At 72.9% G+C, this 18,467-nt stretch carries 15 protein-coding genes and 1 tRNA gene; 7 read left to right on the top strand and 9 right to left on the bottom strand.

Going from position 1 to position 18,467, the window contains the following annotated elements; all coding sequences use genetic code 11:
* Positions 1-5: 5 nt before the first annotated feature.
* The 3 genes from glmU to ACFYXK_RS21070 all read right to left on the bottom strand — a co-directional run bounded on the left by glmU (position 6) and on the right by ACFYXK_RS21070 (position 2,554).
* Positions 6-1,451 (bottom strand): bifunctional UDP-N-acetylglucosamine diphosphorylase/glucosamine-1-phosphate N-acetyltransferase GlmU, encoded by a 1,446-nt coding sequence (glmU, locus tag ACFYXK_RS21080; RefSeq protein ID WP_389412502.1) that lies wholly within the window; start codon positions 1,449-1,451, stop codon positions 6-8.
* Positions 1,452-1,560: 109 nt separating this feature from the next.
* A tRNA-Gln gene (locus ACFYXK_RS21075) sits at positions 1,561-1,632 on the bottom strand.
* A gap of 10 nt (positions 1,633-1,642) precedes the next feature.
* On the bottom strand, positions 1,643-2,554 hold the full coding sequence (locus ACFYXK_RS21070) for a hypothetical protein (protein ID WP_389412501.1): 912 nt from the start codon (positions 2,552-2,554) through the stop codon (positions 1,643-1,645).
* Positions 2,555-2,685: 131 nt separating this feature from the next.
* Here ACFYXK_RS21070 and ACFYXK_RS21065 point away from each other — a divergent pair, with 131 nt between their 5' ends.
* A complete protein-coding gene (locus tag ACFYXK_RS21065; RefSeq protein WP_389412500.1) occupies positions 2,686-3,960 on the top strand; it encodes a sensor histidine kinase in 1,275 nt (424 codons plus the stop codon).
* Positions 3,961-4,050: 90 nt separating this feature from the next.
* On the opposite strand, the gene ACFYXK_RS21060 is transcribed toward ACFYXK_RS21065, so the two are convergent.
* Both ACFYXK_RS21060 and ACFYXK_RS21055 read right to left on the bottom strand, forming a co-directional pair.
* The gene (locus tag ACFYXK_RS21060; RefSeq protein WP_389412499.1) at positions 4,051-4,563 is read right to left on the bottom strand and encodes an SUKH-3 domain-containing protein; all 513 of its coding nucleotides are present in this window, start codon (positions 4,561-4,563) and stop codon (positions 4,051-4,053) included.
* Positions 4,564-4,574: 11 nt separating this feature from the next.
* On the bottom strand, positions 4,575-5,165 hold the full coding sequence (locus ACFYXK_RS21055; RefSeq protein WP_389412498.1) for a YwqJ-related putative deaminase: 591 nt from the start codon (positions 5,163-5,165) through the stop codon (positions 4,575-4,577).
* 230 nt (positions 5,166-5,395) lie between these two features.
* On the opposite strand from ACFYXK_RS21055, the gene ACFYXK_RS21050 reads away from it, so the two are divergent.
* From ACFYXK_RS21050 to ACFYXK_RS21040, 3 genes are all read left to right on the top strand, one after another.
* The gene (locus ACFYXK_RS21050) at positions 5,396-6,409 is read left to right on the top strand and encodes an SMI1/KNR4 family protein (RefSeq protein WP_383514765.1); all 1,014 of its coding nucleotides are present in this window, start codon (positions 5,396-5,398) and stop codon (positions 6,407-6,409) included.
* Between the two features lie 7 nt (positions 6,410-6,416).
* Complete coding sequence (locus ACFYXK_RS21045; RefSeq protein WP_389412497.1) at positions 6,417-8,843, top strand: SUKH-4 family immunity protein; 2,427 nt, start codon at positions 6,417-6,419, stop codon at positions 8,841-8,843.
* Positions 8,844-8,978: 135 nt separating this feature from the next.
* The gene (locus tag ACFYXK_RS21040) at positions 8,979-9,860 is read left to right on the top strand and encodes a DivIVA domain-containing protein (RefSeq protein ID WP_389412496.1); all 882 of its coding nucleotides are present in this window, start codon (positions 8,979-8,981) and stop codon (positions 9,858-9,860) included.
* A 12-nt stretch (positions 9,861-9,872) separates the two neighbouring features.
* Here ACFYXK_RS21040 and ACFYXK_RS21035 read toward each other — a convergent pair whose 3' ends face one another.
* Entirely contained in the window at positions 9,873-10,421 is a 549-nt protein-coding gene (locus tag ACFYXK_RS21035; protein ID WP_389412495.1) for a CGNR zinc finger domain-containing protein, read from the bottom strand.
* Positions 10,422-10,502: 81 nt separating this feature from the next.
* Between ACFYXK_RS21035 and ACFYXK_RS21030 the strand changes: the two genes are divergently transcribed.
* Positions 10,503-11,360, top strand: coding sequence for an alpha/beta fold hydrolase (locus ACFYXK_RS21030; protein WP_389412494.1), 858 nt, complete (start codon positions 10,503-10,505; stop codon positions 11,358-11,360).
* A 25-nt stretch (positions 11,361-11,385) separates the two neighbouring features.
* Here ACFYXK_RS21030 and ACFYXK_RS21025 read toward each other — a convergent pair whose 3' ends face one another.
* The 3 genes from ACFYXK_RS21025 to ACFYXK_RS21015 form a co-directional block, all read right to left on the bottom strand.
* Positions 11,386-12,225 carry a hypothetical protein gene (locus tag ACFYXK_RS21025; RefSeq protein WP_389412493.1) on the bottom strand — a complete coding sequence of 280 codons (840 nt, stop codon included), beginning with the start codon at positions 12,223-12,225 and terminating at the stop codon, positions 11,386-11,388.
* Between the two features lie 91 nt (positions 12,226-12,316).
* The gene (locus tag ACFYXK_RS21020) at positions 12,317-12,763 is read right to left on the bottom strand and encodes a hypothetical protein (protein WP_389412492.1); all 447 of its coding nucleotides are present in this window, start codon (positions 12,761-12,763) and stop codon (positions 12,317-12,319) included.
* A 215-nt stretch (positions 12,764-12,978) separates the two neighbouring features.
* The gene (locus ACFYXK_RS21015; RefSeq protein WP_389412491.1) at positions 12,979-14,679 is read right to left on the bottom strand and encodes an MFS transporter; all 1,701 of its coding nucleotides are present in this window, start codon (positions 14,677-14,679) and stop codon (positions 12,979-12,981) included.
* Between the two features lie 361 nt (positions 14,680-15,040).
* On the opposite strand from ACFYXK_RS21015, the gene ACFYXK_RS21010 reads away from it, so the two are divergent.
* Positions 15,041-15,817, top strand: coding sequence for an ABC transporter ATP-binding protein (locus tag ACFYXK_RS21010; protein ID WP_369778606.1), 777 nt, complete (start codon positions 15,041-15,043; stop codon positions 15,815-15,817).
* Positions 15,818-15,870: 53 nt separating this feature from the next.
* Positions 15,871-18,396, top strand: coding sequence for an ABC transporter permease (locus ACFYXK_RS21005; protein WP_389412637.1), 2,526 nt, complete (start codon positions 15,871-15,873; stop codon positions 18,394-18,396).
* Positions 18,397-18,467 lie beyond the last annotated feature (71 nt).

Here is an 18,467-nt window from a genome sequence, read left to right as displayed (position 1 = left end):
AGGCCTCAACGGGGGTCGGAGTCCTCCTGGACCGCCGACTGAGCCGCCGTCGCCGCAGCGCTTCCCGGACGCTTGCGGGCCACCCAGCCCTCGATATTCCGCTGCTGACCACGGGCCACCGCCAGCGCACCCGGCGGCACATCCTTCGTGATCACCGATCCGGCGGCCGTGTACGCGCCGTCCCCGATCGTGACCGGCGCCACAAACATGTTGTCCGAACCCGTCTTGCAGTGTGAGCCGACCGTGGTGTGGTGCTTGTGCTCACCGTCGTAGTTCACGAACACGCTCGCCGCGCCGATGTTCGTGTACTCGCCGATCGTCGCGTCACCCACGTACGACAGGTGCGGCACCTTCGTGCCCTCACCGATCGTCGCGTTCTTCATCTCCACGTACGTGCCGGCCTTCGCCTTCAGGCCCAGGTTCGTGCCGGGGCGCAGGTACGCGTACGGGCCGACGGACGCCGACTCGCCGATCACCGCCGTGTCCGCCACCGTGTTGTCCACGCGGGCCCGCGGGCCCACCTGCGTGTCCTTGAGCCGCGTGTTCGGACCGACCTCGGCGCCCTCGGCGACGTGCGTCGTGCCGAGCAGCTGCGTGCCGGGGTGGATCAGCGCGTCCTGCCCGAACGTCACCGTCACGTCCACGAACGTGCTCGCCGGGTCGACCACCGTCACGCCCGCGAGCATCGCCTGCTCCAGCAGGCGCGCGTTCAGCAGGGCGCGGGCCTCGGCGAGCTGCACGCGGTTGTTGATCCCCAGGATCTGGCGGTGGTCGGCGCCGACCGCCGCGCCGACGCGGTGCCCCGCCTCGCGCAGGATGCCGAGCACGTCGGTGAGGTACTCCTCGCCCTGGCTGTTGTCCGTACGCACCTTGCCGAGGGCGTCGGCGAGGAGGGCCCCGTCGAAGGCGAAGACCCCGGAGTTGATCTCCCGGATCGCGCGCTGGGAGTCGGTGGCGTCCTTGTGCTCGACGATGGCGGTGACGGCCCCGTCCGCGCCGCGGATGATCCGGCCGTAGCCGGTGGAGTCCGGGACCTCGGCGGTGAGCACGGTGACGGCGTTGCCGTCGGCCTCGTGCGTGGCCGCGAGCTGCTCGAGGGTCTCGCCGGTCAGCAGGGGGGTGTCGCCGCAGACGACGACCACGGTGCCGTCCTGCTGGCCGCCGAGCTCTTCCAGGGCCATGCGGACGGCGTGCCCGGTGCCGTTCTGCTCGTACTGGACGGCGGTGCGGACGCCGGCGTCGATCCCGGCGAGGTGCGCGGTGACCTGCTCGCGGGCGTGGCCGACGACGACCACGAGGTGTGCGGGGTCCAGCTCGCGCGAGGCGGCGACGACGTGGCCCACGAGCGAGCGCCCGCAGATCTCGTGCAGAACCTTGGGAGTGGCCGACTTCATGCGGGTGCCTTCACCCGCTGCGAGTACGACGACGGCTGCCGGGCGGTTGGCGCTCACGGGGATGCCCTTCGGCTTCGGGTGGTGGACCCGTGAAGGATACCGGGGCGTTACACCCCGGGAACGAGGCCGGGTCCCGACCGACCGGTCAGGACCCGAACCTGTGAAGCTCCCCCGCCAGGACTCGAACCCGGACATAAGGCACCAAAAGCCTCAGTGCTGCCAATTACACCACAGGGGACCATTTTGGACTAAACCGGACATTGATCTTCGTCGGTCGAGTCGACGGCATCTACTATGCCGCACCACCAGCCTTCGATGCGACGATAAAGTTCGGCGCTTTGGCTGACGTACAGAATCAAGCAGCCTCGATAGTTCTCTCCGACGTTCTTGCGGGTGGTCTTGGGGTTGTGCCGCTTGAGGGTGGTCCTGGCGAACAGCTTCACGTCCACGCCTACGAGGTCGGCCCAGTACAGCTCGGCCGCGGCCACGTCGGCCGATTCGTGGATCGCCACGCGATAGCGGATGCGCTCGCGCTCGACGCCGATGAGCTCGAGCCAGGCGATGAACACCCGGATGACCCCCGGGTCACTGTTGATGAAATGCACCTTCTCTCGGCGGTCGTACGTCTTGTCCTTAGCTCCTTCCGCCCAATACAGGGCGACTCCTGCGGCGAAGAGCTCCTTGTCGCCGAGGTTCCCGATCTCGGATCGCGCTGCGGATTTCGTGTCCGTCCGCTGCTTGTCCCGTACCGCGTGTTCGCGTTCCCAGCGCTTGCGGGAGGCGAGCGTCGCCTGCTCGCCAGGGGTCCGTTTCGGAGCCGGCCTCGGGAGGTCGCGGACCCAGAGGGAGATCGAGCTCTTCGAGCAGCCGAGCTCGAGCTGGATCTGGTCGTAGGTCATGCCCTGGAGGCGGAGTTCGCGGGCGCGGTCGCGGAGGTCGTCCTTCGCGTTCGGGCGCCTGGTCCATTCGGGGGCCGGTTCGCCGTCCAGGAGGCGGCCCAGGATGTCGTTGTTGTGGACGCGCAGGCGGTCGCGGATCTGGCGGCGGCTGAGGCCCTCGCGACGGAGGGCGATGGCCTGTTCGCGGAGGTCCTCGAAGGTTGCGGCGCCCGTGCGGAGGCCGCCTGTGCCGTCGCCCGGGCGACGTCGGATTTCGGTCATGTCGCCAATGTCGTCCGGAATGCGGGATTCAGGTCTTGGTCAGCGGACGATTCAGTCGTACGTGCGATTACCGCAGGTCTGCCGGAATTTCGGTCGCCTCTGTGCTGGGGGCGCTGCGTACGCTGGACGGCATGACCTTTACGGGGGAAGAGCAGGGCGGGGCCGGGCGCGACGGGCCCTTGTGGTGGGAGCGGCGGCGGGGGGCCGTGCTCGATGTGGGGCTGGCGGCGGTGTCCGCCGTCGAGTGCGCCGTCGAGGGGGTGCCCTTCGCGCGCGAGGCCGGGGTGCCGGTGGCGGTCGGGGTGCTGTTCGGGATCGTGGTGGGGTCCACGCTGGTGCTGCGCCGGCGCTGGCCGATCGCGGTGGTGCTGGTGGGGATCGCCGTGTCGCCGGCTGCGATGGGGTTCCTGCTCGGGGTGGTGGGGCTGTACACGCTTGCCGCCTGTGAGGTGCCGCGGCGGATCACCGCGACGCTGGCCTCGATGTCGCTGGTGGCGACGTTCGTGGTGATGTACGTGCGGACCAGCGGGGACCAGGGGGCCTCGCAGTCGCTCGTCATCGTGCTGTCGGTGTTCGTGGCGGTGGCGCTGACCGTGCCGCCGGTGCTGCTGGGTCTGTACATAGGGGCGCGGCGGCGGCTGATGGAGAGCCTGCAGGAGCGGGCGGACTCGCTGGAGCGGGAGCTGTCGCTGCTCGCGGACCGGGCGGAGGAGCGGGCCGAGTGGGCCCGTACGGAGGAGCGGACGCGGATCGCGCGGGAGATGCACGACGTGGTGGCGCACCGGGTGTCGCTGATGGTGGTGCATGCGGCGGCGCTGGAGGCGGTGGCGGCCAAGGATCCGGTGCGGGCGGCGAAGAACGCGGCGCTGGTGGGTGACATGGGGCGGCAGGCGTTGACGGAGCTGCGGGAGATGTTGGGGGTGCTGCGGGCGGCCGAGTCGCCGAAGCGGGCTCCTGCGGTGGTGCCGGTGGCTGCGCTGGTGGGGGGTTTCGAGGACGGGCCCGGGCCCTCGCTGGGTGAGCTGGAGGCGCTGGTCGGGCAGTCGCGGGCGGCCGGGATGGTCGTCGAGCTGGATGTCCGGGGTGCGGGGGCGGGGTATCCGGCGGAGGTGGAGCAGACGGCGTACCGGGTGGTGCAGGAGGCTTTGACCAACTGCCACAAGCATGCGCCGGGGGCGCGGGTCGTGGTGCGGCTGGCTCATCGGGAGGGTGAGGTGGCCATGCAGGTGGAGAACGGGCCGTGCGGGGCGGACGGGGTGCGGCCGGGGCTGCCGAGCGGTGGGAACGGGCTGGTCGGGATGCGTGAGCGGGTGCTCGGGCTGGGCGGGGTGTTCGTGTCCGGTCCGACGGACGAGGGTGGTTTCAAGGTCTCGGCGGTCCTGCCGGGTGGTCCCCGGCGGGCATGAGCCCGCCCCGGGGCGGCCGCCGTTCCGGGGCTGTGCCGCGGCCGTTCCGCAGGGCGGGCCCCGGGCGGGGTCGGGGTCAGGGGGTCGGGGTCAGGGGGTCGTGGTGAGGCGGGTGGGCTGGAGGCCGGTCAGGAGGAGGGTCAGGGCTTCGTCCACGGCGCCGCCGAGGTACCAGTCGCCGGTGTGGTCGATGCCGTAGACGCGGCCCTCGCGGTCGATGGCGAGGTGCGAGCCGGCGTCGGCGTCGACGCCGAGGGGGCAGAGCTCGGTGGACAGCGCGCGGCCGAGGTCGGCGAAGGTGCGTGCGAGGTGGAGTCCGGTGAGGGGGTCCAGGCGCACGGGGACGGGCGCTATCTGGCGGCCGGTGCCGGGGGCGGTGACGGTGAGCCCGCCGAATTCGGCCCAGGCCTCGACGGCTGCGGGGAAGACGGTGTGCCGGTGTCCGGCGGGGGTGGTGTGGTCCCGCAGGGCGTCGGCCCAGAACTCGGCCTGCTTGATGTCCCAGCGGCCGGGCTCCCAGCCGGCGGTGCGCAGGGCGGTGTCCACGGCGGCGGGGAAGCGGGTGGCCGAGGAGCGGTCGTAGGAGGCGGAGGAGGTGGTCATGGTGGCGGGGGTCAGGCCTTCTCTGACGCGGGGGTGAGGTCGACGGCGCGGACGCCGAAGTGGGCGAGGAGGGCTTCGCAGGAGCGGCACGGGGGTGCGTAGGTGCCGTGGAGCGGGTCGCCGTCTTCGCGGATGCGGCGGGCGGTGATCTTGGAGTGTTTCAGGGAGCGGCGGGCTTCGTTCGCGGTGAGGGGTTTGCGGGAGGCGCGGCGGCTGCGGGCGCCTTCGGCGGCGGTGAGGTGGCGGGAGAGCAGGATCGCCTCGGGGCAGCGGCCGGTGAAGCGTTCCCGCTGGCCGCTGGTGAGGGTGTCGAGGAAGTCCTGGACGAGGGGGTGGAGTGCGGGTGGCTGGTCGGCCTTGCCGGCGGTGCCGGTGAGGGTTTCGCCGCGTACGGAGAGGGCTGCGGCGACGGTGGGGAGGATGCCGTCGCGGCGGAAGCGCAGTACGGGGGCGGCGGGTCGGCCGTCGGTGCTGCTCCAGCGCAGGCGCGGGTCGCCGGCCGGGCCGCCCGCCGGTCCGGCTGTCTGTCCGTCCTGTGCGGCCTGTCCGCCCGTTCCTGAGGCGCCGTCGGCCGTGTCTGTGCGTGTGGCGGTGTTCTGCATGGTCGCGTCTTCCCTCCCGTGGCGGCGGTGGTGGCCGCTGTCGCGCACGCCCCCGTGCTGAGGGGACAGCCTGTCAAATGTCACCTGTCGTGTGGAAGCGGGGTCGAATATTCGTATCAATTCGGATGTTCCTGGCCCGTGCGCGGGTGCGGGGGTTGCGGGCGGGTGACGCTCTTGCCGGAGCACATAGGCTGTGGTGAACCAGCCAGATCCAGCAGGGGGCTACCGCCATGACGACAGGTCGGCTCGGGCAGCAGGCCGCGCCACCCAACGCCGCGTACTCGGGGCAGGTCGTGCATTTCCCGGACCCGGTCCGGGCTGCTCGGCATCCCCACGGTGTGCGGATGGACGGGGACGGACATCCCGACTTCTCCCCGTACGCGCGTGCGGCGGTGGAGATCGCCGAGCCGCCGGAGGGCTTCGGTGTGGACGAGCTGCGGCTGACGGACTGCGTGTCCGCGAACGCGGCGATGCACGCGGCTGGCCATGCGCTGTGGGACACCGTCGGACCGGTGGCGACCCCGCACGGCTGGACGTGGCACCACGTGGCGAAGACGCGTCGGATGGAGCTGGTCCCGGTCGAGGTGAAGGCGCTGCTGCGGCATCACGCGGGCCTGGCGACGGCGCCGGTCGACCACGGCAAGCGTGGGACGCGGCCGTTGCAGGAGTTGCGTCCGGTGCACCTGGGGCTGCCGAAGTCGGTGGTGTCGGTGTCCGAGGAGGCGGTGCAGGGTGTCGAGGAGGACCTCGGCTACCGGCTGCCGGAGGCGTACCGCGCGTTCCTGAAGGCGGCGGGCGGCTGTGCGCCGGTGGGCGCGGGGCTGGACGTGGAGCTCGGTCTGCTGGTGGACCAGCCCTTCTTCACGGTGCGTGAGGAGGCGGCGGTCAACGACCTCGTGTACGTCAACAAGTGTCTGCGGGACCACCTGACGAAGGACTACCTGTGCGTGGCCTTCGTCCAGGGGGGTCTGCTCGCGGTGAAGGTGAAGGGCCAGGCGATCGGCTCGGTCTGGTTCTCCCCGTACGACGACGCCCGCGACCGGGACGGCTGGTCGGTGCAGGAGCGCGTGGAGCGGTTGTTGCTGCCGTGCGGTGCCGATTTCGATGCCTTCCTGGAGCGGTTGGCGGGGAACCCGCCGGAGTTGGAGACGGTGGCCGGTCTGATGGTGGACGGCGGATTCGCCCGCTCGGTTCCCGTGTCCGGGTCGGTTGCGGGGCCGGGTGCGGCACCGGTGGAGGGGTGACGGCGCGATGGTGACGTTTGCGCAGGCGCAGGAGCGCGCCGAGGAGTGGATCAACGGGGACGTGCCCGCGTACCAGCACCGGGAGGTGCGCGTACGGGAGTTCGGGCTCGGGTTCGTGGTGTGGGCGGAGGACCGCGCGGCCGGTCCGGTGTCCGGTGGCGGCCGGCAGAGGCTGGTCATCGCGCGGGACAGCGGTGAGGTGACGCTGTGGCCCGGGCTGCCGGTGGGTGAGGTGATCCGCCGGTACGAGGAGGAGTACGGGGCTGCGGCCGCGCCGGTGGCGGAGGCTTCGGTGCCGGCGCCGCGGATCGACTCGGAGCAGACCTCGTTCATGCTGAGTCCGCCGGAGTGGCTGCAGGAGGCGGCGGACCGGGCGGGGATTCCGCCGGCGCCGGCCGCGGCTGCGCCGGTGCCTGAGCCCGCCCCTGCCCCCGTGTCTGCGCCGGAGCCTGTGGTTCCGGCTGCGCCGGAACCCGTTCGGGCGTCCGCGCCCGAGCCGGTGGAGGCGGTGCCGCTGCGCCGCGAGGTGCCGTACGAGCCGACGGCCAACGACGGGGTGCCCGTGGGGGCCACGCCGTGGGCCGGGACCGATGTGAACCCCGGTGCGGACGACGTGTCCGTACCGCTGCCCGCGACGGTGTTCGCGCCGCCCCTGTCGGGCTCGGACCTGGAGGACATGGCGCCGCCGTCCGGCACGGCCTCGGAGGCGAAGACCACGCTGATGGCCGGGGGCAGCCAGCTCCCGAAGACGGCGATCGCGCCTGCGTTGCACCTCGGGGCCGACGCGGGCCCGGATTCCGGGTCCATCGCCGATGCGCCGACGAGCAAGGCCCAGGTCTCCCGGCCGGGCGGGCAGCCGGTGACGCCGCCCGGCCCGCCGGGGGCTCCCGGTGCGCCTGGTGCGCCTGGTGCTCCGGGTGCTCCGGGTGCTCCGGGTGCTCCGGGTGCGCCCGGTGGCGGGCTGGACCATGCGGCGACGATGCTGGCGGGTCCGGCCGTGACGGGTCAGCCTGCGCCTCCGGGTCCGCCGGGTGCTCCGGGTGCGGGGCAGCCGCCGGCGCCTCCGGGTCCGCCTGGTGCTCCGGGTTCGCTGGGGCGTGGGCTGGATCATGCGGCGACGATGCTGGCGGGTCCGGCCGTGACGGGTCAGCCTGCGCCTCCCGGTCCGCCCGGTGCTCCGGGTGCCGGTCAGCCGCCCGCGCCTCCCGGCCCGCCCGGGGCGCCCGGTGGCTCGGCCCATCAGGCGGCCACCATGCTCGCGGGTCCCGGCGTACCCCAGCCTCCCGGTCCGCCGGGGGCTCCCGGTGCGCCCGGTGCGCCCGGCGGCGGGCTCGACCATGCCGCGACGATGCTGGCCGGTCCGGCCGTGACGGGTCAGCCGCCCGCGCCTCCCGGTCCGCCCGGGCAGCCGCAGGCCGGTCCCGGTCCCGCGGCGCAGCCCCCGGCGCCCACCGGTGCGCCCACCGTCGGCCCGGGCTACCAGGCCGTACTGCGCTACCGGGCGCCCGACGGCTCCGAGCAGCAGCTCATCCGGCGTTCCGCGCCCGGCACCCCGCACCCCGAGTGGCAGATCCTGTACGAGCTGCGCGCGATGAACGTGCCGCCGCAGCAGGTGCTGGAACTGCACACCGAGCTGGAGTCGTGCGAGCTGCCCGGCGGCTACTGCGCGCGGATGATCCGCGAGACCTGGCCGCAGGTCCGGATCACGAGCGTGGCCCCGTACGGCAAGGACCACGCGGGCCGTCAGCAGGGCATGCGGCATCTGCTGACCCATCAGGGTGAGCTGCACCAGGTGGCGGACGGTCCGGCGCGCCCCGCGCCGGTACGGGCGCCGCTGCAGCAGGTGCCGCTCCAGCCGGCGATTCCGCTGGACGCCATCGGCGCGGAGCTGGCCGGGGCGTTCGGTCCGCAGGGTGTGTTCCGCTTCGACCAGCGGGCGGTCTCCCGTCAGGGTGTGCCGGAGATCGTGGCGCAGACGCTGGTGTGGGCGGGTCTGCCGACGGACTTCGGGCCGTTCTTCTGGGCGCAGGCGGTGCCGGGCCAGCCGGTGCCGACGCTGGCGGAGCTGGCCGCGCAGCGGCAGGTGCAGCCTGCGTCGGACGCGGGTTCGTACCTGGTGGTGGGCAGCGACTTCGGCAAGGCGCTGTGCGTGCAGTACGGGACGGCGCACATCGTGGCGGTTCCGGTGGAGGCCGGTCCCGGCGGTGCGCCGGTGCCGCCGCAGTTCGTGAATTCGAGCCTGCCGCAGTTCGCCCGTTCGCTGGCGATGCTGGGTCACATGTGGCGTCTGCGCCAGCATCTGACGCCGGAGCAGGCGGGGCGCTGGACCGTCGATTTCCAGACGAATCTGGCCGGGCTCGACAGTGCGGCGCTGGCGTCGCCGGAGAGCTGGTGGTCGGTGCTCCTGGAGCAGATGTGGGACGGATTGCTCTGATCGGATGATCAGTTGGATGGCCGGGCCGGGACCCTCGTACGGGGTCTCGGCCCGGCCATTCCGGCTTCCGAGAGCAAATGGCGCATCCTTGACAGGAATCCCCCCGAGAGAGGCGCTTCCAGGATGACTGCACCCATGTCACCTCACGGACCGGGTTTCGCGACCGTACGAGGTCGCGGCTACCGCGCGGAAGAGGTCGACCGGTATCTCGCCCGGCTCTCCGCCGGCCGGGACGAGGCGTGGGAGCGGGTGGCGCGGCTGACCGTCCTGGCGAAGCGGATGGAGGCGGAGGCGGGGAGGCTGCGCGAGGCGGTGGCGGAGCTGGCTCCGCAGACGTACGACGAGCTGAGCGAGCGGGCCCGGCGGATCCTGCTGCTGGTGGAGGAGGAGGCGGACGCCGTGCGCCGCGACGCGCGGGTGGACGCGGTGGACGCGACGGGCGCGGCCGAGGCGTACGCGGACCGGGTGGCGGAGCTGGCGCGGCAGGACGCGGAGGCGGTGCGCGAGCAGACGGAGGTCCGGGCGCGGCAGGGGCTGCTGCGGGCGGAGCGGGAGGCTGACGCGGTCCGGGCGGAGGCCAGGGACGATGCGGCGGAGTGGCGCTCGCAGGCGCAGACGGCGCTGGCCGAGATGCGGCGCCGGTCGGATGCCCTGCTGGCCGACCGCGAGCAGGAGCACGTGGAGCAGTGGGACGCGGCGGAGCGGGAGCTGGCGGCCCGGGAGGCCGATCTGGAGGCGCGCCTCGCGGAGCTGGAGCGGCACGCGGAGGGCCGGCTGGCGGAGGCGCGGCGCGGTCACGCGGAGGCGGAGGAGTCGGCGCGGCACGGGCAGGAGGACGCGGAGGCGCGGGCCGCGGAGCTGCTGGCGCAGGCCCGGGTCCGGGAGGAGCGTGCGGGCCGTGAGACGGACCGGATCCTGCGCGAGCACGCGGAGGCGCAGGACGAGATGCGGGCCCACATGAACCACGTCCGCTCGAGCCTTGCGGCCCTGACGGGCCGCGCCCCGGCGGAGGGCTGACCCGGCGCCCGGTCAGGATTTGTGGCGGGCGTAGTAGCGGGCGACCCTGGCGCGGTTGCCGCAGGTCGAGGCCACGCACCAGCGCCGCCTCGGGTGCGCCGGCAGGAACAGCAGGACGCAGTCGGCGCCCTCGCACTCCCGTACGTCCTGCACCCGGGGGTCCGTCAGGAGGTCCGCCGTCGCCTGCGCCAGCTCGGCCGCGAGCCGCCGGGCCGGGGTGCCCCTGCGGTGCGGGGCGGCCGTCAGGCCGGTTCCCGGGGTCCAGGCGAGAGCGCGGTGGGCGGGGGCGCCCGCCGATGCCTCGTTCAGTGCGTGCAGCGCGCCGGCCGGGGGCTGCTCGCCGCGCCGTGCGGCCGCGAGCGCCGCGCCGGCCGCCTCCCGTACGGCGTGCACGGCTGCCACCTCTGCCGGGCCCACCTCTGCGACCGGCTCGAGCCGGTCTTCCTGGACGGCCAGCCAGGCCGCGAGCCCCTCGGGGCCGGCGATCAGGTCGCCCGCGCCGACGGGCCGGGTGTTGAGGAGGTCCAGGGCGAGGGGCTCACCGGTGAGCGGGAACGTCATGCAGCTAATGGTACTTGAAGCACTTGACCCATTAGCGATCTCCGGTGAGACTAATGGAAACAAAGCCATTGGAGGCATGTGATGCAGCTCGTCCACCACCGCACCGCCGAGGTGCACGGGGTCCGCGTCGCCTACCGCGAGAGCGGCCCCGCCGACGGCCCGGTCCTGCTGCTCCTGCACGGTTTCCCCACCTCCTCGCACCAGTTCGCCCGGCTGATGGACGCGCTCGGCGACACCCCGTACCGGCTCATCGCCCCCGACTACCCCGGCTTCGGCCGGACCGAGGCCCCGGACGGGTTCACGTACACCTTCGACCGGCTCGCCGACGTCGTGGAGGGGTTCACCGACGCCCTCGGACTGGACCGCTTCGCGCTGTACGTCTTCGACTTCGGCGCCCCCGTCGGGCTGCGGCTCGCCGCGCGGCGGCCCGACCGCGTGACGGGCCTGATCGTGCAGAACGGCAACGCCTACGAGGAGGGGCTCTCCGACGCGGCCCGCGAGTTCGCCGGACTGCGGCGGGACGTGCCGGGCCACGAGGAGCGGGTGCGGGGGCTGTTCACCCCGGAGGGCATCCGCTTCCAGTACGAGACCGGCGTCGCCGACACGAGCCTGGTCTCCCCGGACGGCCGGACGCTCGACGTGCACTACCTCGGGCTGCCGGGGCGGGCCGACGCGCAGGCCGACCTGGCCTTCGACTACGCGTCGAACTTCGCCCACTACCCCGCCTGGCAGGCCTGGCTGCGTGCCGCCGGGGTGCCGGTCCTGGTCGTCTGGGGCGCGGGGGACCCGTTCTTCACCCCGGCGGGGGCGAAGGCGTACCTGCGCGATGCGCCGGATGCCCAGGTGCACGTCTTCGAGGGGGCGGGGCACTTCGCGCTGGAGACCCACCTCGCGGAGATCGCCCCGCTGATCGGGGAGTTCCTCGCGAAGCTCCCGTGACCCGCCCCGCCCCGCCCTCGGCGTACTAGCCCGCCGGCCGCGGGGCCGGGACCGCCGGCGCGTGGCGGTAGGGGTCGCTGCGCAGGCCGCGGGCGGTGACCACCACCGTGAAGGCGGTCGGCGCGGAGGCCGGCAACTGCGCCGTCAGGGTGCCCGACGCCGGGTCGTACTCGGTCGCCAGGGCGGTGGAGTCGAGCTCCACCCGGGCTTCGGGCCCGAAGCCGCCGCCCTCCACCACCAGGGCGGCGCCCTGCACCGCCACACCCGTGATCACCGGATTCGCCCGCGTGGCCATCTTGTTCACCAGGTAGGCCCCGGCCGGTGCGCCCGTCAGCGCCCAGATCTCGGCGGGGAGGTGGGGGAGCCCGCCGCCCACGTCGGAGAGGAAGAACAGCACCACGTACAGCATCGTGACCGCGCTCAGCGCCACGTACTGGAGGTCCACGAGGTCGGTGCGCCCGCTGTCGTTCGCGATCAGCTCGCGCAGCGGCCGCTTCCCGGAGTCCGTGGGCCTCGGGGCGGGCTTGGCCATGGTGCCGTTCTCCAGGCGGATGCCGACGACCGTCTTCGCCGCGATCAGGGCCACGTACGGGCCCCCGAGCAGCGGCAGGTACACGGTGGTCAGCGAGGACAGCGGGCCGTGCTCCCCGGCGAACCAGTCGGCGCCGCCGCCGGCCGTGAGCCCGTACGCGAGGATCGTGAGCAGGAGCCAGACCAGGATCACCGTCCAGGCCAGTGCCAGGGTGGTGGAGGTGGAGAGCCGGCCGTCGCGGCCGGTGACGAAGCCCGGGTGGCGGCGCAGCCGCAGGCCGATCGGCCCGGCCACGGCGGCCAGTAAGGCCAGTGCGAAGAGTGCGGAAACCATGTCGTCCCCCCGGAACGGATCTCGGATTCAGGACTCCGAGGTGTACTCCGTTGACCGGGGGCATGACAAGCGGGGTGGCGCCGGGTGCCCTCTACAGGGCCTCGATCCGGGGAAGCGTCGAGGGGCCGCAGGGGGCCACGTCACAGACCACGTCGCGACCGATGGGGGGTTGCACCGATCCGCCGTCGTCGGTGCTGCCGACCGGGACGGGGAGGTTCTTGCCCGGGTGCTTCTTGCCCCACTTGCCGGGGCCGTGCCTGCCCTGGCCGGCCTTGGTGTCGGGCGGCGTCCCGCCGGGATCGACGACGACGGCGCCGCCGCCCTCGTCCACGTGCCCGATGGTGCCGGTCTGGGGTCCGCTGCACGCCATGTTGCCGGGGCCGTCGCAGGGGTTCGCCGGCGGGCTGTCGGCGACGACGGTGTGCGGCGTCGTCGCGGGGGCGGCGAACGCGCCGGTGGGCAGCAGCACGGCTCCCGCCGCCGCGGCGGTCGAGGCGGCGAACACGAGGAAACGCCGGGTCCGGAAGGGGTGGGTCATGGGAGTTCTCCTTGGGGCGGCGGGACGAATGCCCGGTGGACCGTGCGGCCGGGGCTGTTCCGGCCGCTCTGGGTGGGCCGCTCCGCGAGCCGGGCCCGCCTCAAGTAAGCCCCGGCGTCCGCGCCCCGTCAGGTCGCGGGATCCCGTGGCTTGACACCTGCCGGGAGGCGCGCTCCGCCCGCTCCGGCCGGACCCGGGGCCGGCCGGAGCGGGCGCTACGGCTCGCGCGCGTCCGGACCGGACCCCTGGTGCCCCTGGTGCTCCGCCAGTATCGGGAACCGCCGCGGAGCCACCAGGAGCAGGACCAGCAGGGCCGCCACGGCCGCGGCGGTCGCGCCGAGGAAGACGTGGTCCACGGCGGCGGCCACCGCCTCGCGCAGGTAGTCGGCGGCGGCCTGCGGGAGCAGCCCGGGCCGGTCGAGGGCCTTGGAGACGTCGTCGAGCTGGTCCGGCAGTCCGGGCATCGGGGCGTCGGCCAGCCGGGCGGCGATGGTCGCGTTGGCGACGGCCCCCAGCAGGGCGGCCCCGAGGCTCTGGCCGACCTGGCGGCAGAACAGCACCGAGGCCGTCGTCGTACCCCTTTCGGACCAGCCCACGGTGGACTGGACCCCGATGATCAGCGGCAGCTGGAAGAGGCCGAGGGCGGCGCCCAGCAGCAGCATGATCAGCGTGGGCTGCCAGGGCCGGGCGGGATACGGCAGCAGCGTGAACGAGAACAGGATCACGCCGGCCAGCGAGATCCCGACGGCGGCGGAGTTGCGGAAGCCGATGCGCCGGTAGACGTGCTGGCTGAGGGCGGCGGACACGGGCCAGGTGAGGGTCATCGCGGACATGACGAGCCCGGCGCTGACGGGCCCGAGGCCGAGCACCGACTGGGCGTACGTCGGGACGAAGACCATCGGGGCGACCATGAGCAGGCCGAGTGCGCCGAGGGCCAGGTTCACGGCGGCGATGGTGCGGCGGCGCCAGACCCATCCCGGAATGATCGGTTCCTCGGCCCGGCGTTCGATCCGGACGACCACCGCCACCAGCACCGCGCTCGCGCCCAGCAGTCCGAGCGAGGGCGCGGACAGCCAGGGCCAGGCGACTCCGCCCTGCACCAGCGCGAAGAGCAGCAGCCCGCCGCAGGCGAAGACGCCGAGGGCGCCCGCCCAGTCGATCGGGCCGCGGCGCCCGGGGGACCGTACGGGCTCGACGAGGTGGCGGGCGAGCATCCACCCGGCCAGGCCGCCCAGCGGCAGGTTGATGAGGAAGATCCAGCGCCAGTCGGCGTACGAGGCGATGAGTCCGCCGAGCGCGGGGCCGGCCACGGCGGAGACGGCCCAGACGGTGGACATCCTGGCTTGGATCCTCGGGCGGTCCTTGAGCGGGTACAGGTCGGCGGCCAGGGTCTGCACGGTGCCCTGGAGGGCGCCGCCGCCCAGCCCCTGGACGATGCGGAAGGCGATGAGGGCGGCCATGTTCCAGGCGAGCGCGCACAGCAGCGAGCCGACGACGAACAGGGCTATGCCGAAGAGCAGGACGGGCCCCCGGCCGAGGGTGTCGGAGAGCTTCCCGTAGACGGGGAGGGTGACGGTGACGGCGAGCAGGTAGCCGGCGAAGAGCCAGGAGAAGACGGAGAACCCGCCGAGGTCGCCGACGATCTGGGGGACGGCGGTGGAGACGATGGAGAGGTCGAGGGCGACGAGGGCCATGCTCAGCATGAGGGCGGCGACGAGCGCGGTGCGCGGGGGCCGGCTGCCGCTCCCGGGGGCCGCCGGGGCCCCGGATGCGGCCTCGGCCGCGGCTCGTGCCCCCGCTCCCGGCCCGGCGCCGGCCCCGCCGCTCTTGGCTGAAACCGGACGCCCGGCGACGGCTTCGCCGCTCTCTCCTGCAGCGTCCCCGGTGCGCTCTCCCGTGCTCTCCTCCGCGCCCACCAAGATCCTTTCACCGTGCACGTACCTGCGGGGAACACCCTCTCATCACGGCGTATCCAGCGGTATCCCCCAGAGCCGGTCCCCCAAAGGGTGGAGAACCCCTAGGGGTTGCTCCTCACAAGGGTCCAGGGGGCTTTCGTCCCGGCGGAGGAGGAGGACGGCCCGGGGAGGTCCTTAACTGGTTCATACGAGCGGGGGTGGGGTTAACCCCCCGGTGGATACGGCGATGGGCACCAGCGCGCCGGCCGCCTCCGCCGCGCAGACTTCACGACGGCATCACACGCCGGATCCGGCCGACGTGCCGGAACCGGGCACAAGCGCAGCAGCGCGACGAACGAGGGGAAGCACCGTGACAACGGCTATGACCGAAACCAGGCACGGGGGTACTGGAGGGCATGAAGCCGTCGCGGCCCGGGCGCGCAAGGTCGTCAAGGCCTACGGCGCCGGGGAGACCCGCGTGGTCGCCCTCGACGAGGTGGACGTGGACATCAAGCGCGGCCAGTTCACGGCGATCATGGGCCCCTCCGGCTCCGGCAAGTCCACGCTCATGCACTGCCTCGCCGGTCTCGACACGGTGACCAGCGGGCAGATCCACCTGGACGACACCGAGATCACCGGCCTGAAGGACAAGAAGCTCACGCAGCTGCGCCGCGACCGGATCGGCTTCATCTTCCAGGCGTTCAACCTGCTGCCGACGCTCAACGCCCTGGAGAACATCACGCTCCCCATGGACATAGCGGGCCGCAAGCCCGACGCGGAGTGGCTGAACCGGGTCGTGGAGACCGTCGGCCTCGCGGGCCGCCTCAAGCACCGCCCGACCGAGCTCTCCGGCGGCCAGCAGCAGCGCGTGGCCGTCGCCCGCGCCCTGGCGGCCCGCCCGCAGATCATCTTCGGCGACGAGCCCACCGGAAACCTGGACTCCCGGGCCGGCGCCGAGGTCCTCGGCTTCCTGCGCCGCTCGGTGGACGAGCTCGGCCAGACCATCGTGATGGTCACGCACGACCCGGTGGCCGCCTCGTACGCGGACCGCGTGATCTTCCTGGCAGACGGCCGGATCGTGGACGAGATGTACGGGCCCACCGCCGACCAGGTCCTCGACCGCATGAAGGACTTCGACGCGCGCGGGCGGACCTCGTGAGCAACACCGTCCTGAAGACCTCGAGGCGCAACTTCGTCGCGCACAAGGGGCGGATGGCGCTCTCCGCCGTCGCCGTCCTGCTCTCCGTCGCGTTCGTCTGCGGCACCCTGGTGTTCACCGACACCATGAACACCACCTTCGACAAGCTGTTCGCGGTCACCAACTCCGATGTCACGGTCAGCCCCAAGGCGGCCGAGGGCGGCGAGGGCGTCCCGGACCGCGGCAAGCCCGAGGTGCTGGCCGCCTCGGTCGTCGAGCAGGTCAAGAAGGCCGACGGCGTCAAGGGCGCCGAGGGCGGCGTCGTCTCGATGTCCGTCACGGTCGTCAACGCCAAGAACGAGAACCTGGGCTCGACGACCGGTGCCCCGACCATCGCGGGCAACTGGAACGACAACGAGCTCAAGTCGATGAAGATCACCTCCGGTCGGGCCCCGCGCGGCCCGACCGAGATGATGGTCGACGCCGACACCGCCGAGAAGCACCACCTGAAGCTGGGCGACGAGCTGCGCACCATCGCCGTCACCGGCGACATCCGCGCCCGGATCAGCGGGATCGCCACCTTCACCGTGACCAACCCGGGTGCCGCGATCGTCTACTTCGACACCGCGACCGCGCAGGAGAAGCTGCTCGGCGCCCCCGGCCTCTTCACGCACGTCAACGTGACCGCCAAGGACGGGGTCGGCGACGAGCAGCTCAAGCAGAACGTCGCGGCCGCCGTCGGCGCCGGCACCTACAAGCTGCAGACCGCGAAGGAGGCCGCGGACGCCAACCGCAAGGACGTCGGCTCCTTCCTCAACGTCATGAAGTACGTGATGCTCGGATTCGCCGGGATCGCGTTCCTCGTCGGCATCTTCCTGATCTTCAACACCTTCTCGATGCTGGTCGCCCAGCGCACCCGCGAGATCGGCCTGATGCGCGCCATCGGCGCCGACAGCGGCCAGGTGCTGGGGTCCGTGGTCGTCGAGGCCCTGCTGCTCGGCCTCGTCGGCTCGCTCCTCGGCGTCGGCGCCGGTGTGGGCCTGGCCGTCGGCCTGATGAAGCTCATGGGCCAGATGGGCATGCACCTGTCCACCGACGACCTGACCATCGCCTGGACCACCCCGGTCGTGGGCCTGGTGCTCGGCACCATCGTCACCGTCGTCTCGGCGTTCATCCCGGCCCGCCGGGCCGGCAAGGTCTCCCCGATGGCCGCCCTGCGCGACGCCGGCACCCCCGGCGACAAGAAGGCCGGCCGCGTCCGAGCGGCCCTGGGCCTGGTCCTGACCGGCATCGGCGGCGCGGGACTGTTCCTCGCCGCGGCCGCCGACAAGGCCGTGCCCGGCTCGCTCTGGCTGGCCCTGGGCGTGCTGTTCACCCTCATCGGCTTCATCGTGATCGGCCCGCTGCTCGCCGGCGGCGTGGTCCGGCTGCTCTCGGGCGTGGTGCTGCGGCCCTTCGGGTCCGTCGGCCGGCTCGCCGAGCGCAACGCGCTGCGCAACCCGCGCCGCACCGGCGCCACCGCCGCCGCGCTGATGATCGGACTGGCGCTGGTCGCCTGCCTCTCGGTGGTCGGCTCCTCGATGGTGGCCTCCGCCACCGACGAGCTCGACAAGTCGGTCGGGGCGGACTACATCGTCCAGTCCCAGGCGCAGCAGCCGGTCGTCCCGCAGGCCGAGCAGGCGCTGCGCGGCGCGAAGGACCTCGACCACGTCACTGCGTACCGGCTGGTGAAGGCGAAGATCACCGCGCCGGACGGCTCCGCCAAGGACGCCGAGCTGAGCGTCAACGACCCCACGTACGTCCAGGACGTCCGGCGCAAGATGGTGGCCGGCGAGCACGCGGCGGCGTACGGCAACGGCGCGATGTCGGTCGGCTCGCTCTACGCGGACGAGCACCACGTCAAGGTCGGCGACGAGATGACGGTCGCCTTCACCGACGGCCGGAGCGCCAAGCTGAAGGTCGCCGCGATCACCTCGGACGAGGGGAACATCGACAAGGGCGCGATGTACGTCAGCACCGCGACCGCGCAGCAGTACATTCCGGCCGACCGGATGCCCCTGCCCTTCATGCTGCTGGCCAAAGCCGCCGACGGGAAGGCCGACTCCGCGTACGCGGCGGTCAAGACGGCGCTCGCCGAGTACCCGCAGTACCAGGTGCGCAACCAGACCGACTACAAGAAGGACCTCCAGGACCAGGTCGGCCAGCTGCTGAACATGGTCTACGGGCTCCTCGCCCTCGCGATCATCGTGGCGGTCCTGGGCGTCGTGAACACCCTCGCCCTCTCCGTGGTCGAGCGGACCCGCGAGATCGGTCTGATGCGCGCCATCGGCCTCTCCCGCCGCCAGCTGCGCCGCATGATCCGCCTGGAGTCGGTGGTCATCGCCCTCTTCGGCGCCCTCCTGGGCCTCGGCCTCGGCATGGGCTGGGGAGCGACCGCGCAGCAGCTGCTCGCCCTCCAGGGCCTGAAGGTGCTGGAGATCCCCTGGCCGACGATCATCGGCGTCTTCGCCGGGTCGGCCTTCGTGGGCCTGTTCGCCGCACTGGTCCCGGCCTTCCGGGCAGGGCGGATGAACGTACTGAACGCGATCGCGAGCGAGTAGCTGCGCGGTCGTACGGGGGGCCGGCGGCCCCGGTCGGCCCATCCGGGCGGACCGGGGCCGCCGGCGGTCAT

Source organism: Streptomyces sp. NPDC002209 (assembly GCF_042890265.1).
Classification (GTDB): Bacteria; Actinomycetota; Actinomycetes; order Streptomycetales; family Streptomycetaceae; genus Streptomyces.
Note: the sequence above shows the minus strand (reverse complement) of the source record. Positions and strands in the feature narration are given on the sequence as shown.

What these genes read in the sequence shown, in the direction of transcription:
- ACFYXK_RS21070 (WP_389412501.1), bottom strand. Translation starts at nt 2,554, where the DNA reads ATGACCGAAATCCGACGTCGCCCGGGCGACGGCACAGGCGGCCTCCGC.
- ACFYXK_RS21065 (WP_389412500.1), top strand. Translation starts at nt 2,686, where the DNA reads ATGACCTTTACGGGGGAAGAGCAGGGCGGGGCCGGGCGCGACGGGCCC.
- ACFYXK_RS21060 (WP_389412499.1), bottom strand. Translation starts at nt 4,563, where the DNA reads ATGACCACCTCCTCCGCCTCCTACGACCGCTCCTCGGCCACCCGCTTC.
- ACFYXK_RS21055 (WP_389412498.1), bottom strand. Translation starts at nt 5,165, where the DNA reads ATGCAGAACACCGCCACACGCACAGACACGGCCGACGGCGCCTCAGGA.
- ACFYXK_RS21050 (WP_383514765.1), top strand. Translation starts at nt 5,396, where the DNA reads ATGACGACAGGTCGGCTCGGGCAGCAGGCCGCGCCACCCAACGCCGCG.
- ACFYXK_RS21045 (WP_389412497.1), top strand. Translation starts at nt 6,417, where the DNA reads ATGGTGACGTTTGCGCAGGCGCAGGAGCGCGCCGAGGAGTGGATCAAC.
- ACFYXK_RS21040 (WP_389412496.1), top strand. Translation starts at nt 8,979, where the DNA reads ATGTCACCTCACGGACCGGGTTTCGCGACCGTACGAGGTCGCGGCTAC.
- ACFYXK_RS21035 (WP_389412495.1), bottom strand. Translation starts at nt 10,421, where the DNA reads ATGACGTTCCCGCTCACCGGTGAGCCCCTCGCCCTGGACCTCCTCAAC.
- ACFYXK_RS21030 (WP_389412494.1), top strand. Translation starts at nt 10,503, where the DNA reads ATGCAGCTCGTCCACCACCGCACCGCCGAGGTGCACGGGGTCCGCGTC.
- ACFYXK_RS21025 (WP_389412493.1), bottom strand. Translation starts at nt 12,225, where the DNA reads ATGGTTTCCGCACTCTTCGCACTGGCCTTACTGGCCGCCGTGGCCGGG.
- ACFYXK_RS21020 (WP_389412492.1), bottom strand. Translation starts at nt 12,763, where the DNA reads ATGACCCACCCCTTCCGGACCCGGCGTTTCCTCGTGTTCGCCGCCTCG.
- ACFYXK_RS21010 (WP_369778606.1), top strand. Translation starts at nt 15,041, where the DNA reads ATGACCGAAACCAGGCACGGGGGTACTGGAGGGCATGAAGCCGTCGCG.
- ACFYXK_RS21005 (WP_389412637.1), top strand. Translation starts at nt 15,871, where the DNA reads ATGGCGCTCTCCGCCGTCGCCGTCCTGCTCTCCGTCGCGTTCGTCTGC.